Origin of the sequence: Lacibacter cauensis (genome assembly GCF_007830055.1) — a bacterium.
In the GTDB taxonomy this organism is placed as follows: Bacteria; Bacteroidota; Bacteroidia; order Chitinophagales; family Chitinophagaceae; genus Lacibacter; species Lacibacter cauensis.
Map to the genome: position 1 here is coordinate 151,663 of NZ_VLLE01000002.1, position 15,102 is coordinate 166,764.

General features: G+C 40.9%; 14 protein-coding genes. 8 read left to right on the forward strand and 6 right to left on the reverse strand.

The annotated features are described in order from the left end of the window. Positions 1-19: 19 nt before the first annotated feature. Entirely contained in the window at positions 20-382 is a 363-nt protein-coding gene (locus IQ13_RS00680; RefSeq protein ID WP_144883507.1) for a DUF2200 domain-containing protein, read from the forward strand. A gap of 40 nt (positions 383-422) precedes the next feature. Here IQ13_RS00680 and IQ13_RS00685 read toward each other — a convergent pair whose 3' ends face one another. Continuing rightward, positions 423-1,145 carry a sialate O-acetylesterase gene (locus IQ13_RS00685; protein ID WP_199758140.1) on the reverse strand — a complete coding sequence of 241 codons (723 nt, stop codon included), beginning with the start codon at positions 1,143-1,145 and terminating at the stop codon, positions 423-425. Between the two features lie 296 nt (positions 1,146-1,441). Between IQ13_RS00685 and IQ13_RS00690 the strand changes: the two genes are divergently transcribed. Continuing rightward, on the forward strand, positions 1,442-2,521 hold the full coding sequence (locus IQ13_RS00690; RefSeq protein ID WP_144883509.1) for a DUF3500 domain-containing protein: 1,080 nt from the start codon (positions 1,442-1,444) through the stop codon (positions 2,519-2,521). A gap of 106 nt (positions 2,522-2,627) precedes the next feature. Then, positions 2,628-2,855: a CDGSH iron-sulfur domain-containing protein gene (locus tag IQ13_RS00695; RefSeq protein ID WP_144883511.1), complete on the forward strand. Its 228-nt coding sequence runs from the start codon at positions 2,628-2,630 to the stop codon at positions 2,853-2,855. 60 nt (positions 2,856-2,915) lie between these two features. Here the strand turns inward: IQ13_RS00695 and IQ13_RS00700 are convergent, their stop codons facing one another. After that, positions 2,916-3,128 (reverse strand): VF530 family protein, encoded by a 213-nt coding sequence (locus IQ13_RS00700; RefSeq protein WP_144883514.1) that lies wholly within the window; start codon positions 3,126-3,128, stop codon positions 2,916-2,918. 121 nt (positions 3,129-3,249) lie between these two features. Here IQ13_RS00700 and IQ13_RS00705 point away from each other — a divergent pair, with 121 nt between their 5' ends. The 3 genes from IQ13_RS00705 to IQ13_RS00715 all read left to right on the forward strand — a co-directional run bounded on the left by IQ13_RS00705 (position 3,250) and on the right by IQ13_RS00715 (position 5,027). Then, positions 3,250-4,038, forward strand: a complete 789-nt coding sequence (locus IQ13_RS00705) for a M90 family metallopeptidase (RefSeq protein ID WP_144883516.1) — start codon at positions 3,250-3,252, stop codon at positions 4,036-4,038. A 130-nt stretch (positions 4,039-4,168) separates the two neighbouring features. Then, on the forward strand, positions 4,169-4,462 hold the full coding sequence (locus IQ13_RS00710; RefSeq protein WP_144883518.1) for a hypothetical protein: 294 nt from the start codon (positions 4,169-4,171) through the stop codon (positions 4,460-4,462). 88 nt (positions 4,463-4,550) lie between these two features. Next, the gene (locus tag IQ13_RS00715) at positions 4,551-5,027 is read left to right on the forward strand and encodes a YqgE/AlgH family protein (protein WP_144883520.1); all 477 of its coding nucleotides are present in this window, start codon (positions 4,551-4,553) and stop codon (positions 5,025-5,027) included. 121 nt (positions 5,028-5,148) lie between these two features. Here IQ13_RS00715 and IQ13_RS00720 read toward each other — a convergent pair whose 3' ends face one another. Further along, a complete protein-coding gene (locus IQ13_RS00720; protein WP_144883523.1) occupies positions 5,149-6,774 on the reverse strand; it encodes a T9SS type A sorting domain-containing protein in 1,626 nt (541 codons plus the stop codon). Positions 6,775-7,541: 767 nt separating this feature from the next. Between IQ13_RS00720 and IQ13_RS00725 the strand changes: the two genes are divergently transcribed. Then, positions 7,542-11,060 carry a tetratricopeptide repeat protein gene (locus IQ13_RS00725; protein WP_144883525.1) on the forward strand — a complete coding sequence of 1,173 codons (3,519 nt, stop codon included), beginning with the start codon at positions 7,542-7,544 and terminating at the stop codon, positions 11,058-11,060. On the opposite strand, the gene IQ13_RS00730 is transcribed toward IQ13_RS00725, so the two are convergent. Beyond that, positions 11,050-12,456 (reverse strand): caspase family protein, encoded by a 1,407-nt coding sequence (locus IQ13_RS00730; RefSeq protein ID WP_144883527.1) that lies wholly within the window; start codon positions 12,454-12,456, stop codon positions 11,050-11,052. The genes IQ13_RS00725 and IQ13_RS00730 overlap by 11 nt on opposite strands. A gap of 37 nt (positions 12,457-12,493) precedes the next feature. Here IQ13_RS00730 and IQ13_RS00735 point away from each other — a divergent pair, with 37 nt between their 5' ends. Beyond that, a complete protein-coding gene (locus tag IQ13_RS00735; protein WP_144883529.1) occupies positions 12,494-12,721 on the forward strand; it encodes a hypothetical protein in 228 nt (75 codons plus the stop codon). Position 12,722: 1 nt separating this feature from the next. Here the strand turns inward: IQ13_RS00735 and IQ13_RS00740 are convergent, their stop codons facing one another. After that, entirely contained in the window at positions 12,723-14,072 is a 1,350-nt protein-coding gene (locus IQ13_RS00740) for a tetratricopeptide repeat protein (RefSeq protein WP_144883531.1), read from the reverse strand. A 183-nt stretch (positions 14,073-14,255) separates the two neighbouring features. Then, positions 14,256-15,062, reverse strand: coding sequence for a cyclase family protein (locus IQ13_RS00745; protein WP_144883533.1), 807 nt, complete (start codon positions 15,060-15,062; stop codon positions 14,256-14,258). Positions 15,063-15,102: the final 40 nt, after the last annotated feature.

The window sequence follows — 15,102 nt, forward strand, 5'->3', positions numbered from 1 at the left end:
TGTATAAATAACCTGTATTATGCAAACAACAAAAGAACACGACGAACGAATTGCGAAGATGACCTTTGCTTCGGTGTATCCGCATTATGTGACCAAAGTGGAGAAGAAAGGCCGTACCAAAGAAGAGCTGCACCAGGTAATTGAATGGCTTACGGGCTTTAACGAAAAAAAACTGCAGGAGCAGATTGATCAAAAGGTAACCTTCGAAATGTTTTTTAAGCATGCAACGCTGAATGCGAATGCACAACTCATTACCGGTGTTATTTGCGGTTACCGTGTAGAAGAAATTGAGAATCCGCTTACGCAGCAGGTACGCTATTTAGACAAGCTGGTAGATGAACTGGCAAAGGGTAAGAAGATGGAAAAAATTCTCCGTGGATAATAGCTGCAACAACACTTGATGCTGTGATGCGTTACAAATCTTAAGGATTCTTCTTAATCAGCTCAATTGCTTTTTCTGCAAAGCGGTAGCCCATTGTAATATAACCTTGTGCCGACATGTGCAGGTCGTTGGTGATTTGTTTGCCTTCACGGTTGGTACCATCGTTGAGATCGTCGGTATCAATCCAGCCGAAACGAGGATTGGATGAGCCTATTTTTACCTGTATATCCCGAATCATTTGCCAATGCGGATACTGTTCGTTTTGCATACCAAAATCGCTCAGGCGACCAATGATAAAGTTGACGTCGGTGCGTTGTAAATCGGTACAAAGTTGTTGGTACAAACCCAGCAGACTGGCTTCATATACATCACCAAATTTCAGTCGTGCATCCCGTTCGCCCTGCATCCACACAAATGTGATGGTAACAGGTTGTTCGTGTACGGCTGCTCGTACTTTGTTCAGCAGACTATCGTACAAATCGCCGTTGCCTGCAGGTACTTCGCCATGCAAGGGTTTCCATTGCTTGTACCAACGGCTGATGGGCTGGCTGCCCATTGCATGTTTTACAATCAGTACACGATCTTTGCCGAATGCTTTTTCCAGTGCAGGACGAAATGATTCTTCTGGACGCAGTTCCACCATATTCGACTGGCCGGAGAGGATAAACAAATGCACCCCTTCTTTCTTTTGTTGAAAAGCTGTAAGTGTTGCACATACAACCAGCATCAACATTGCTTTGATCAACACTTGATGGCGTTGCAAAGTTTGTATTTGTATCATTTTTCTATTCAACATCGGTAACCGGTATTTGTTTTAGCGGAGATGAATCAACATGTGCATGCAAGAACACTTTTTAAAATTAGTAGAAAGTGATCTTCAGAATAGGCGTCAACCGGGAATGAACCAATTCACCTCTATGTTTGGTTTGTTAGCACATGTTTCCAGGAGCTATACAAGCAATCCGATTATGAAACCAATTACTTTGTTTGTACATTGGCAATAGCTTTTGTTCCGGCAGGTTCGGATACAGAAGTACCACATCGTAAAACCAAACTATCATGTCAACTTTCTCCAAAGCACTGTTGTTGCTGTGTTTTGCTGTTGCGCAATTCGCTGCAGTTGCACAAAAATCTTACAACACACAAATCAGGGAAGCTTCTTCCGCATTTATCCAAACGCTGAGTCCTTTGCAGAAAAAATCGGCCTTGCTTTCGTTTGATGACACTGCCCGGATTCAGTGGAATAACCTTCCGGTTGGCTTACGGGCAAGAGCCGGCATCAGCATTGGTGATATGACGGAACCGCAACGGCAGTTACTGCACCGAATTCTTTCTGCTTCACTCAGCTCGCAGGGATACCTCAAAGCAACAGGCATTATGCATCTCGATAATCTGCTGAATGTATTTGTTGATACAGCTTATGCACGTAAAGAGTTCAATGATACGGTGCGGCAGTTTTTGGTTAACCTTAAGTGGACGCATCGCAATTATTACCTGGCTTTTTTTGGTTCGCCATCCGATAAAAATTTTGGCTACAAAATCGAAGGGCATCATCTTTCGGTGAACTACACATTTAGCGGCGACAAGATTGCTGTTACGCCCTGGTTCATCGGAACCGATCCTGCAGAAATGATGATGACCGAATATGCAGGTTGGCGTGTGCTCGGGCAGGAAGAGGATCTTGGGCTCCAGTTAATACATGCACTAACGCCGGCGCAGCAGAAAAAAGCAACCATGCAGGCAGATGTACCCGGCGATATTATTACGGGCGCTGAAACCGGTAAACGTTTAATTGATTACTGGGGTATTAAAGGATCGGAATTAACCAATGAGCAAAAAGCACTACTGCAATACATCATCCGTGAATATGTGTTTAACCTGGAATATGATAAGGCAAGTGCCGAGTATGCTAAAATTGTAAAGGCGGGTATTGACAATGTTTATTTTGGATGGATAGGCCCTTACGAGGAAAGCAAGGCACACTATTTTATTTTGAACGGACCAACCTTTTTAATTGAGTTTGATAATGCTGGCGGTCCACGCAGAGAAGGGAATCATATTCATACCATCTGGCGTGAAAAAGGAAATGAGTACGGCGAAGATGTGTTGAAGAAACATTATTTGCAGGAGAAGCATTGATGAGTAAGGAAACAAGTTTATTCACGAGCATTGTTGTAGCTGTTCATTTGTTGCAATAGCAGTTTTTCCTTTAGTTTTGATTTTTTAAAAGGATAAAAAGGCAAATATGGCAACAACAAAAATTACGGTTAACAGCAACGGTTCGTTAAAGGTGGAAGGGGATTTTGAAGTGGTGGATAAAAACGGGAATGTGTACAATTTGCAGGGCAGGGAAATTATTTCTTTTTGCCGCTGTGGTTTATCGAAGAACAAACCATTTTGCGATGGATCGCATAAAGGGCATTTCGAACACGAAGCAGTTGCGTTTGATCTGCCACCGAAAAAAACAGTTTAAGATCTATTTGAAAGGGTTGCGAAAAGCAACCCTTTTATTTTTAATAGAATAATTTCCGGGTTACTTCAAAATAGAAATATACAGGTCCTCCACCTTCTTGCGGGCCCAAGGGGTTTTACGTAAAAAAGTAAGACTCGATTTAATGCTGGGATTACTGTTAAAACAGTTGATTCGGATAATCTGCCCCAGCTCTTTCCAGCCAAAATGATCTACAAGAGTAGTTACAATCATTTCCAGCGTTTTGCCGTGCAGGGGATCGTTCGATTGATGCATGTGTAAAGTTTACGCACTGCAAAGAACCGATATTTTGGAATGAAATTCAACTTTCATACAATTAAAAATCGATCATCATCCCGGAAGCTTAAGGCGAAAGAAAGAGTATCTTCATGTTCTCATGGTTGTAGTGTTTCAGATCATCATGGCGTTGTTGTTGATTGTGCTGATCATCCTCATCAGCTTCCGCATTGGCCGGCCAAAGCATCATACGCCTTTGCCGGAGAATTATAAAGAACTGCTGAACGATTATGTAAAATTTTACCGGGCGTTAACTGAAGAAAACAAAGAAGCGTTTGAAAAACGGGTGGAGCAATTTTTATCGGGGGTAAAAATAACCGGTGTACAGGCAGAGGTGGAAGACTTGGATAAAATACTGATTGCTGCAGGTGCTGTTATCCCGGTATTTGCTATTCTCGATTGGCAATACATGAACCTGCACGAAGTGTTGCTGTACCCCGGTGCATTCAATGCCGATTTCGATCAGCATGGTACAGATCGGAACATAGCAGGCATGGTCGGTACAGGCCCTTTACAAAATGTAATGGTGCTTACCAAATGGCAACTGCGGCAAGGATTTATACATGCCGACAGTAACCGCAATACGGCCATACATGAGTTTGTACACCTGGTAGATAAAATGGATGGTACAACAGATGGTGTTCCGGAAATTATTTTAGAACGGAAGTATACAGAGCGTTGGAAGCAACTGATGAACGAGACGATCATGCAAATGAAAACAGAAGGATCGGATATTGATATGTATGCAGCAACCAATACGGCTGAATTTTTTGCTGTGATTGCTGAATATTTTTTCGAACAACCGGGTTTGTTGCAACAGTATCATCCCGAATTATTTGAAATGCTGGAACGTATTTTCCAGACACGAAAGTTGCAAACTTTTTTATAGGCTATTCGCAGGACGTATATCAGTAGAACTGCTTACTTATATGATTATTTTTTCTTCTATTATTTGTTATTCTGTAAAAGAACATTTAATTTAAACATGCAATCTATCTGTTAATCTAAATTGCTTTGCTATGAACAATTCTGCCATTACCCCGATGGTACAGGAAACACTTTCTGCATGGTATAGATTTGATGATGCTACATTCCAGGTAATGATTTACTTGTCTTCCTGTAAAAAGCAATGCTGCTTTTATCATGAAAAACTTGGTGAAGTACGTATTGATAAAGAAAGTGAAACACTGCATTCATTTACAAAGCCACTTACAGATCACTACAAACACTTTTTGCTATCGGTGGTGCAGCAGTGGAAGCACCAGTTTCCTCACTATCAAATGGATGAGCAGAAAATAAAACAGCACCTGTAAAGCTCAATGATTTTCCTGCTTGCTGCCCGCCGTCATTGGATTCTCTTCGATGTAGTTTGTAAATTGTAGCGCAAATAAAACAACGGATATGAATATAAAGGCGGGCACGATCATCATCAGCACAGCTTTGCTGGATGATTCTGAGTTTGAAAAGGTAGCCATCGTTATCACCGAGCATAACGAAAAGGGCGCTGTTGGTTATGTGTTCAACCAACCTTTCCCACGAAACTTTAATGAACTTGAAGAATTTAAACATTCAATTCCTGTACCCTTGTATGCAGGAGGTCCGGTGCAGACAGATATGCTTTATTTTATGCATTGTCGTCCCGATTTAGTTGAAGGAGGTGATCTGGTAGCTGCAGATGTGTATATGAACGGTGATTTTAGAAAAGCAGTACAGCTGCTGAACAACGGTACATTAAGTATACATGAAGTGCGGCTGTTTATCGGCTACTGTGGATGGGATGCAGGCGAATTGGAAGCGGAATTAGAAGAGGGTAGCTGGGAGGTAACCAATGCGCCGATAGATTTGGTTTTTGCTGCATCGGTAACAGAACTGTGGTAGAAGTTGCATGCTGCGGTATCATATTGATGACGTTATTAAAACATTTCCAAACGTATCTGGTTACAGAACCAATCAAGGCCATCATTCGATGGCCTTGATTGGTTGGAAAAGAAATTAAAATTTAGTCTTTTGTAATTTTCTGAATATTGCCGCTGCTTAACTGCAAAATGTACATACCGGCGGCATATTTACTCATATCAACAGTAAAACTTTGTTGCGTAATTGTAAATTGTTGTAGTGTACGTCCTTCTTTATCTAACAGGCGTGCAGTAGAACCAACATCAGTACGACTTACAGAGACCGTCATACTGGATATCACGGGATTCGGGAAAATGCTGATGCTTGTATTTTGTCTGTTGTACAATTTAATTATGGATGAATAAGTAGTATGCCCATTCAAATCAATCTGCTTTATGCGATAAAATGTTGTTTGGTTATTTATTTCCTGATCGGTAATACGGTAATTGTTTATACCAGTACCCGTACTGTTTACCTCAATTAGCTTTGTAAATTGTATTCCGTTACTGCTTTTCTCTACTACATATTGAAACACATCTCTTTCGTCAACCTTCCATGTTAGCACAGCTTTATTTTCTGTGTTTACATGACCATTAACCTGTAACCACGAAACGGGGAGTGTTGTACTGTTCGTTTTAATAAAGAAACCGCTAAACCCATTCACATCTATGCTTACTGCCCAACGGTTGTTCGTGGCATCCCATACAATATCGGTATCAACGGGGTCGAGGGTCACTACCGTACTGGTATAAGTATTTGGCAAACCGGTATTATTGTTACTTGTACCCGATCTTTTTTCAATAAGCAAATTAGCTTTTCCGCTATTGTCTGTTGGTCCCGTAGGAAGTTTGGTACTGTGAATTGCGTTGTAAGCATCAAATTCTGCCTGCGAAAAATAAAGTGTAACTCTTCCTGTAGCTGTAGATGCATTTGTTGCAGGGGTAATTTCGTAATGGCGTTTTACATAACCATAAGGCTGGGTACTTTCAATCCACACCTTTGCCGTTGTTGAGCCTGTAATAGGTTGAGCCCCTGATGCTGTTACTTTACAAATCAGTTTTGTGCAACCATCTCCGTATATCGTACTGCCTGCACCATTTTGAGAAATGACCGGGGTAACAGCATTGCTGTTCGACAGGGTTGCATTTTCGTTGAGTGCACCTACATAATAACGTACAGTACCATTAAATAATCTGTAACTGTAGGTAGAGCCGAACGGATAGGATTTACCTACACCACCTGTCATAGTTAAGTTGGCATCTGTTACCAGCGTTACATTGGTAGCAGCGGAACTTGTATAGTTCAATCCGCCGCTGGCTGTATTGGTAACATAAAATCCATAGGTTTCACCGGCAGGAATGGTAACACTTAAGGGAATAGGAATATCGGTAGGTACATTATTTGCAGCTGCATATAAACTGGTTACACTACCGCCTAAGGTCCAGGCGGCAGCATTGGTTTCGGAGCCAACATAGGTTCCTGCTTTGTAATAAATTTCATACTTGGCAGTAGTGCCTCCATAAAGGTTTGCATAAAAACCTGTAACAGTTATTGTGTTGATAGCTGTTATATTAAACATGGCTCCTCTTGATCCGTTGTTACTGGCGTAAGAGGTAGCAGCGGTATTATCTGTACACTGTGCTTCGGTTTTTTTAATGAAAAGAAATTGTGTAGATAGGATAGCTATTGCAAAAAGGCTACCCTTGAAAAAAGAAATGCTTTTTTTCATAAGATGGTTTTGTGGATTTAGAATTTGGGTTGCAGTGGGTGCTGCGTATTTGAAAAGCAAGATATATGCAAAAAATGGGATGTTTATAATGCCCGATATACTTTAGTACACTATGTTTTTTAATTAAGTGTAATTTCCTAATATCAGATAATTGGAAGCAGTAGCATTTAAAAATATAAGTACGTACTTTTAATAAAATGAATGGCTGTTAGTCCCACCGGGTATTTTGAAAATGCTTTACGGGTGTTCCTTTAAACAGGATGCTGTATCTCAATACTTCTTCAACAGCAGACTTTTATCGGGTATGGTAAATGGAGTACTTGCACTATCACAAAAAGCAGTCGTTTGCTGTGTCGTTTTCCTTGTTATGCCTAGAACAATCAACATGAGCAGGTTTTTCAAAGCGCTGTTACAATCAAGCGCAATAGCACTTATCTTTTTCTTTCTGGCAACATACTCCGTTGCCCGGTAACTGTAGGAAAAGCTGGTGCTTCAGTATACTCTTTCAATCACTAAACCAGGTGAATATCGTTATCATGATGCGTTGCAGACAAGTGGTTGGTAGGAATATTCGATGAAGTTGAAATTACCGAAATGGACACCCGGCTATTACCGGTTGAGTTTGTACGCAGGGCAGGTGCAACGCCCATGCAGGAGGCCATTCTGCAGGCATGGATCAATGGACAGTAGAGTTATTGCTCATCTGTTTTAACCGGTCGTTTGCAATCCTGCAGTAAATATTTTATCTTATTCCAGTTAAACTGCATATGAGAAAATATTTATCAGCCATTCTGCTGCTGTTCGTCTGTGTTGCTACAGTTGCGCAGCAACAAGCACCCCGCATTTTTGCCGTTGTAGCCGGCGTGTCGGAATATGCCAGCAAAGGCATCACCACATTGCGTTATGCCAATAAAGATGCGGAAGCGTTTGCCAATTATTTACGCACTAAAAAAGGCGGACAAATCCAGGAAGAAAATCTGCGGCTTTTACTCAACGAAAAAGCAACAACGGCTGCTATTTACGAAGCACTCAACTGGCTAACCGAAGAAGTAAAAGAAAACGACCTGGTGTATTTCTATTTTGCCGGTCATGGCGACAGGGAAAGTAATACTATTTTTAAACTTGGTTTTTTATTGACCTATAATACACCCCGTACCAACTATATCAACAATGCCGTGCGTATTGAAGATGTAAACCGGTTTGCTACTACACTATCGGTTGACAATAAAGCAAAGGTGATCATCATTACAGATGCCTGTCATTCCGGATCTCTAACCGGTACTTCTTTCCGTGAAAACTTTTTAAAAGCAGAACAGCAACGTACAGCCCGGAATAATGAAATACGGATTACTTCCTGCGGGCCGGAAGAATTGGCCATGGAAGATGAAGCATGGGGTGGAGGCAGAGGTGTTTTTTCGTATTACCTGGTAAACGGCTTGTTGGGCTTTGCTGCAAATAGTACAGAGAATGTAATTAGAGTGAAAGACATCCGCAATTATCTTGATTCTTCATTTGCAAAAGACCCAATATTACTTCGTGAAAAACATCAGCAGAAACCGGTTGTAAGCGGTCCCGATATGTTTCAGCTTGCATTTCGTAATAACGAGTTGCTTGTGCAGCAACGTCAGGCACCGGTGAGTGCAGCTGTAATGCCTGCTCCTGTTGCAGGTGCTTCATTAAATCTTACAACATTTGAATTGTTGGAGAAAGCAGATGAGGAGTTGAAGCGTAGTAAAATTTATAATTCTATTCCTTACGATTCCTTGTTGAAACTGCCCGAAAACAGCATTGCTCCTGCCATTGTATCCCTGCATCTTCAAAAGATGGAAGGCGATCTTGTGCAAGCGAACGGTACCGACTTCAATGAAATCAGTAAAACCATTCATTATTTCAAACAAGTAAAGCAATTGCTTGAATCAGATGAAACATCTTTAAAAAAATTAAACAGCAAACTGGTTATTCTGCTGCACAATCATGCACAGGAAGTAATCAACAAATACCTCGAAGGGGATGCAGCAGAACTGGAGAAAAGAAGGTATTACAATGCAGCATCCAATGGATATGATATGTATCCGAAGCTGTATGCGTTGGCGTTGAAGTTAACTGATCCGGATAATTCTTATATGCAACATATTCTGCAGGTAAACCAATATTATTTTGGTGGTGTTGCTTTGCTGTTGAAAATTCCGTTAACGAAAGATCCTTCGGCTTTAATTGAAAAAGCATTTCAGCTGGAGCAAAAAGCATTGGAGCTGGAAACAGAAGCGCCTTACATCTACAATACTTTGGGTGTTTTGTATTGGTATAAACAGAAGTTTAAAAATGCGGAGGAAATGTATTTGAAGGCAGCTGATCTGTCGCCGCAATGGGCCATACCCTGGAGTAATTTGCTGAGTTTATATACTGCACAGAAAAACTATAAAGCTGCCGCAGACGCTTTTGCAAAGGCAAGACAGCTTGGAGCAGAAAATTCGGATGTATACGCCAACGCCGGTTGGTTATACGAGGCGCAACAGAATTTTTTGTTTGCAGAAGAAATGCAGCGCAAAAGTATTTTTTATAACTCCAGACATTTTTATCCCTTCGAACGACTTGCGGCTGTTTATACAAAAACAACCAACTATGCTTTAGCCGATTCGTTTTATTATGAAGCAGACTTACGGAAGCGGGGTTTTAATTTTACCAAACCCGGTATTACGGTTGTGATGGCACCTTTTATCAATTTATTACCACCACCTGTAGTTTGCCCGTTCGATTCGATTGATGTAGATAAAAATGATGTTGCCGGTTATTATGCATGGGGTAAATATTATTTCGATAGGAGGATGTATACGAATGCAATTACGAAATGGAAACATGTAATTGAGCTCAATAAAAAAGATCCCATCATTTATCATCACCTGGGTAAAGCTTACTTTGCTTTGCGTGATTGGCCCTCGGCAGATGTGATGTTTAACCTTGCTAATAGTTATCGCATGAGTGAAGAAGACTTTGCAAGCTATTCCGATTCGATTATAGCAAGATCGGTTTTAAAGTTAGATACCAGTTGTATGAACGGTACCTATAAGAAGGCATATTACGACCTGAAGTTTAATGACCAGCTGATGGCATCTATGTACGACCATTGGAATCATTACACAGAAGCAGAATATTACTACCGGAAGCTGATTGCGGCTGAACCGGATAATTTTATACATCATAAACGCTTTTGGCTGATGCTGGATCGTATAGGTCGCTATTATGATGAAGAAGAAGTGATTCAGCTGTTTCGTAAAAACGAAAAAAAAGATGTCGGTAAGCATGAGTTATATGCTTTTTATCAACAAATGGAAAGTACGTTTCCTGATAACCCTGAATGGCATTTAAAAGCAGGTCGTTTTTTATTTTACCTCGTAAAAGAAAAAGCTGTTAATTATGATTATGACCGTAAAGCGCTTTTTCCTGATGCAGTAAAACCTCTTCCAATTGTATTGCACAGATATGGTGCACAAGCCATGGAGCCCGAAATGTTTGAAGAAGTAAACCGTTTTATAGAAGTAAAATATGCCTTTCCCATACAGGAACCATTAACGAATGCGATCCGTTCTTTACTAACGGCAGATTCATTAATTGCATTGAACGATTCTCTTTCGGCAGATATACATGATAAAGTAGGCGATCTTTACCGTTGGCAGGGAGTGCCTTTATTTGCTGCAACCCATTACCGCAAAAGTGTACAGTTGTTACCTGCTAATTCAGGTGTACGTTTAAAGTTGATAGATGCAGATGACGAGACCTACCAGTTTACAGATGCGCTGGAAAGTTTGGATACGCTGTACAGCCGTAACGAAATCAATTACGACAAAATGGTTTTGCTTGCGAAGTATTACCTGCACATGTCGAATTTTAAAGAAGCAGAAGTATTGTTGCAAAAAGCAATAACAGTACATCCTCATCAAATACCTGCGTTGTACGATTTGTCTGCAAGACTGTATCTGTTACAAGGCAAACATAAAGAAGCAATACAGCGTTACAATGCATACTTACAGTTAGTGCCTAATGATGCTGCGGCCATGTACAGCATTAGCCGCATGTATGCTCAGTTGAAAGACAAGAACAAAGCATTGGATTGGTTAAAAAAATCATTTGCGAATGGGTTTAAGTACGAATGGGTACTAAAGGAAGATCCGTTGATGAAGGATCTACGTGGCACTACACAATGGAACAAACTCATAAGTAGTCAGCAAAAGCATTTCGTTAAATATCCTGCGCCAACCAATTCTTATCCGCACGAGGCTACTGAATAACAAACACCGGTGTTTGATAGCAAATATTCTCTGGTCTGTTGGGTTTGCTGCAGTAGGTTTTCCTTGACTTGCGGAAGGTTTGAGTTTTGGTCGATTCAAAAATGTTGAGCCATCCTAAAAAGTCAGGCTTGTTGGTATTGGTTTTCGAGATCTCTGTTTGTAATGCATCTCTGAAATACATAAAAAAGAAACTGCCGTATTTTTTGTTCGATACAGCCAGTTGATTTTTATCGGCTGCTACACCAACTATGCTGGTTCGTTTTGGGTTGAGAAAAAGTGCCCGGCTTTTTTCCGGATCCCATACCGGATTACCGGCTCTTGTTTGCGGATCGGCAGTTACATACGGTAAAGGCATTTCCGGATCCCAGTTGCAGCAATCGCTTAACACCAGATTCATGCGTGCGCCTTTATCCTTGATGAGTTTAAAAATGGTATCAACCGTTAAACTTTCTTTCAAATAATCCTGTTTGGCATTCGAACGCAGATCGAGCATCGGGTAGTGGGTTGCTTTTTTCTTTGTGCGAAATCCATGCCCGGTATAATAAAAGACAACAATATCGTTCCGTTGCGGTTTAAACTTTTTTATTTCATTCAATACACTTGCTTTGCTGTAACCGTTGCCATAAATTTTAATGATGTTCATGGGTTTAATACCAATCACATCGGTAAGATCGGTAAACAGTTGTTCTGCCGCTGCCATGTCTTTATTAGCTGCAAAGCCTACAGTGGAGTCGTTGGTATTGGCAACAATAATTAAGTGTATGCGTGTGTTTTTTTCTAACGGACTCAATGCCCTTGTTGAATTACTGAACAGGTTGATGTAAAAGTTTTCCGATGCGGAAAAATAGTTCAACACCTGTTCCTTGCTTAGTTGTTCGTTGCCGATGAAGGTAATATCCGAGATTGAACCTGCCGGTTGCTTTCCTTTGCTGCCGCTGATGGTTATGGCAGCCGGAGTAAGTGCATCGTTGCTGCTGCTGAACTGTACATCAAAGTTTGTGATTGGTGCAGAACCTGTAACAAGTCTGCTGTCTGTTCCTTCAAATAAGACCGATGTAATTTCTTCATCAAAAGAAACAGGATCTGTGAGTGCTTCCTGTATACGTTGTTCAATCAAGGCGTCTGCCAGTTTGTAACGGATAAAACCAGAACCATCGGCCTGCAATACAAGAAAAGCATTCCGTGTAACGGAGTCTTGTAACCGAAACTGAAATGTATAAATACTCTGGCCAAAGGCAAGGGTAAAGCACAGTAAACTGAACGTACAAAGCAGCAGTATTTTCTTCATGGCAGTTTGTTTGCTTAAAGCTACTCTTTCTGCAGCAAAATAGCCAATGCCTTTGCTGTTAAGGGTTTCGGCGTATGAATAAAAGTCTTCGGGTGTTTGCCGTTTCAAAAACTTATCGTAAACTTATAGGATAAAACAAATGCTTATGCACATCAAAACCAATCAACTGATCAAGAGTTTATTTGCCGTAATGTTTATTGTTTCGGTTTCTTTTACCTCATGTAACAACGAAGGCGAAAAGGCTGAAACAAAAGACACAGTAGCCACTCCGACTCCTGAACCAATGCCGGTTGCACCAGACAGTACCGGTAAAGACTCGGGTGGTATGGATTCAGGCGATGTAAAGCCTGTGGTTCCTACACAACCTAAGTAATTTATTCAGGTTTTTCATTTTTGTCATCAGGGTTAAGCTGCAGCTTTATTTTGCTTTGCTTAATCCTGATTTTTTGTTCCTCACCTGCAAGGCGTTCTCTGTTTCGCAATAACTTTTCAATCAGCCAATGTTCAATCCGGTGATGGGTTGGAATAAGAACGGCTGCTATCCCCACAAAGATCATGATCTCGAATACAGGTGTATGATGTGTAAATTCTTTAACTGTAGGATGGAGCAGCAGCGTTAAAAACTCAAAGAAAATCAACAGCGATAAAATACCCATGATCTTAATCAACCGTATCGGAATCCGGATGCGGCTCAACAATAGCGTAATAAGAAAAAAGCCAGGAATAAAAATGGCGATGAACAGCATCTGCAGTTGTTGACGGCGTTCTTCTTTTGCTGCTAATTTTTCTTCTTCCAGTTGCAACTGGCGCATCTGCTCGTTAATGGTGATAAACTGGATATCCCGCAAGCGGTTTTTGTTGTTGATGGAATCGTTCAACACCAATACGGTGTTGTAATAATGAAATGCACTGTCGATATTTCTTTGTTCACGGTAAAATGTTTTCAAAAAGTCAGACGATTTTAATTGTTCCGAGGCGAAACCGCTTTTGCGTGCAATATTATTGGAGTAGCTGGCATAAAACAAAGCCGAATCGCTTTTGGCATACTGCTGAAAAAGTTTTGCAAGTCCAAGTGCTGCTTCGCAGGTAATAAGATCGTCGTTTGCTTTTTGTAAATGATGAATAGCGTTGTGATAGTATTGTGCAGCCGAATCGAACAGGTTGCTTTTGCGGTAGTAATGTGCAAGCCCCGTCATGGATGCACCTGTAAAATCATCATTCTGCTGCTCACGTGCAATCTGCAAAGAGCGATAGTAATAATGATAAGCAGAATCAAGGTGGTTCAGTTTATCAAACACATCGCCTTTGTTGACGTTAATGTTGTAATCATAGTCGGCTACTTGGTATTGCTGAATAACAGAATCAGATTTTCGGTAGTACAGCAAAGCATTTTCGTAATCTTCTTCCATCACATAAACAATACCGGTATTCATCAATACACTTGCAAGGTTCGTTGGTATATTCCGTTTCTCTTCAATTTTTAACCGCTGCAGATTATACTCCAGTGCTTTTGGATAATTGCCAAGATTTAAAAAGGTATTGGCCAGTACTGCCAGTGCTCTCGACTCTCCGGCAACATACTTTATTTTTTGAGCCAGTAACAAAGATCGTTGTGTAAGCAGTAAAGCTTCCTCCGGTTTTGAGTTGGTAAGTTCTACTGCCAGCTGCCACATCTGGTTTACTTTATTGCTATCGGTTTTTTCTGCAGTTAATGCGGTACGCAAGCTATCTGCTTTGCTTATCGGAGTTTGTGCGTTTATTGTACAAACAATAAAGCAACATAAGCATGCCGCAACTAAATGGTAAATGGAAAACAGCTTTGTCTGTCCGCAGGGTTGTAATGGTTGGTTTTGCACTGTAGTAAGTTAGGTTTTAATTGCAGGAACGAAAACAGTTATACCTGGCTGTTACTGTGGCAGCCACGCAACAATACGTAATGGTCCGCCTGTGCCGCCTTTAATTTTCATTGGCAGTGCAATGATGTATGCTCCTGTTGCAGGTAACTCTTCGAGATGCGCAATATTTTCAAAGCCCAAGATGTTTTCAGCATAAAGAATCTGGTGTGTTTTAAAATCTTTCGATTGTCCATAGTCTACACTGGGTGTATCTATACCGGCAGCTTTTATTTTTCTGTTCTTCGTTAACCAGCTTGCCAAATCGGGATGAATTGAAGGGAAATGCAGTTTGGCTGTTGCTTCCTGTCCTTTTTCTGCTGTGCCTAAATACTTCGCTGCATCGGGATAATATTTGCCCCAACCTGTTTTAAACAAAACAATGGCGCCATCGGGTATCTGGCCATGTTCTTTTTCCCATGCCAGCACATCATCAACTGTGGCCTGGTAATCGGCATTGTTTATTACTTTTTCTGACACATCAATTACAACTGCATCGCCCATCAATTGTTCAACGGGAATTTCATCGGTACTCCATTTGCCTTTCGCAAAATGTACCGGTGCATCGAGATGCGTGCCGCCATGTTCGGGAGAAAAAAAGGCGTTGGATGAATAATAATAGCCGCCGGGTGTTATACCATTGAACTGTGTATCCAGTTTAAACCCTGTTGGGTTGTTGGGCCAGTAAAGCGTTTGTTCCGAATAGCTGTAACTCAGATCTACAAACTTTCCTTTCGTAAGAAATTGTGCAAGTGTTTCTTTTTGGGCTTGTTCTTTACAGCCGATGCACAGCAACAGCAACATAGGCAGAACATATTTCATAATGCAGTTTTGCTAAAGATAAGTGATTCTTTGATGAGCG

Coding starts and splice junctions, on each gene's coding strand:
- IQ13_RS00680 (WP_144883507.1), top strand. CDS start 20: ATGCAAACAACAAAAGAACACGACGAACGAATTGCGAAGATGACCTTT.
- IQ13_RS00690 (WP_144883509.1), top strand. CDS start 1,442: ATGTCAACTTTCTCCAAAGCACTGTTGTTGCTGTGTTTTGCTGTTGCG.
- IQ13_RS00695 (WP_144883511.1), top strand. CDS start 2,628: ATGGCAACAACAAAAATTACGGTTAACAGCAACGGTTCGTTAAAGGTG.
- IQ13_RS00700 (WP_144883514.1), bottom strand. CDS start 3,128: ATGCATCAATCGAACGATCCCCTGCACGGCAAAACGCTGGAAATGATT.
- IQ13_RS00705 (WP_144883516.1), top strand. CDS start 3,250: ATGGTTGTAGTGTTTCAGATCATCATGGCGTTGTTGTTGATTGTGCTG.
- IQ13_RS00710 (WP_144883518.1), top strand. CDS start 4,169: ATGAACAATTCTGCCATTACCCCGATGGTACAGGAAACACTTTCTGCA.
- IQ13_RS00715 (WP_144883520.1), top strand. CDS start 4,551: ATGAATATAAAGGCGGGCACGATCATCATCAGCACAGCTTTGCTGGAT.
- IQ13_RS00720 (WP_144883523.1), bottom strand. CDS start 6,774: ATGAAAAAAAGCATTTCTTTTTTCAAGGGTAGCCTTTTTGCAATAGCT.
- IQ13_RS00725 (WP_144883525.1), top strand. CDS start 7,542: ATGAGAAAATATTTATCAGCCATTCTGCTGCTGTTCGTCTGTGTTGCT.
- IQ13_RS00735 (WP_144883529.1), top strand. CDS start 12,494: ATGCACATCAAAACCAATCAACTGATCAAGAGTTTATTTGCCGTAATG.
- IQ13_RS00745 (WP_144883533.1), bottom strand. CDS start 15,062: ATGAAATATGTTCTGCCTATGTTGCTGTTGCTGTGCATCGGCTGTAAA.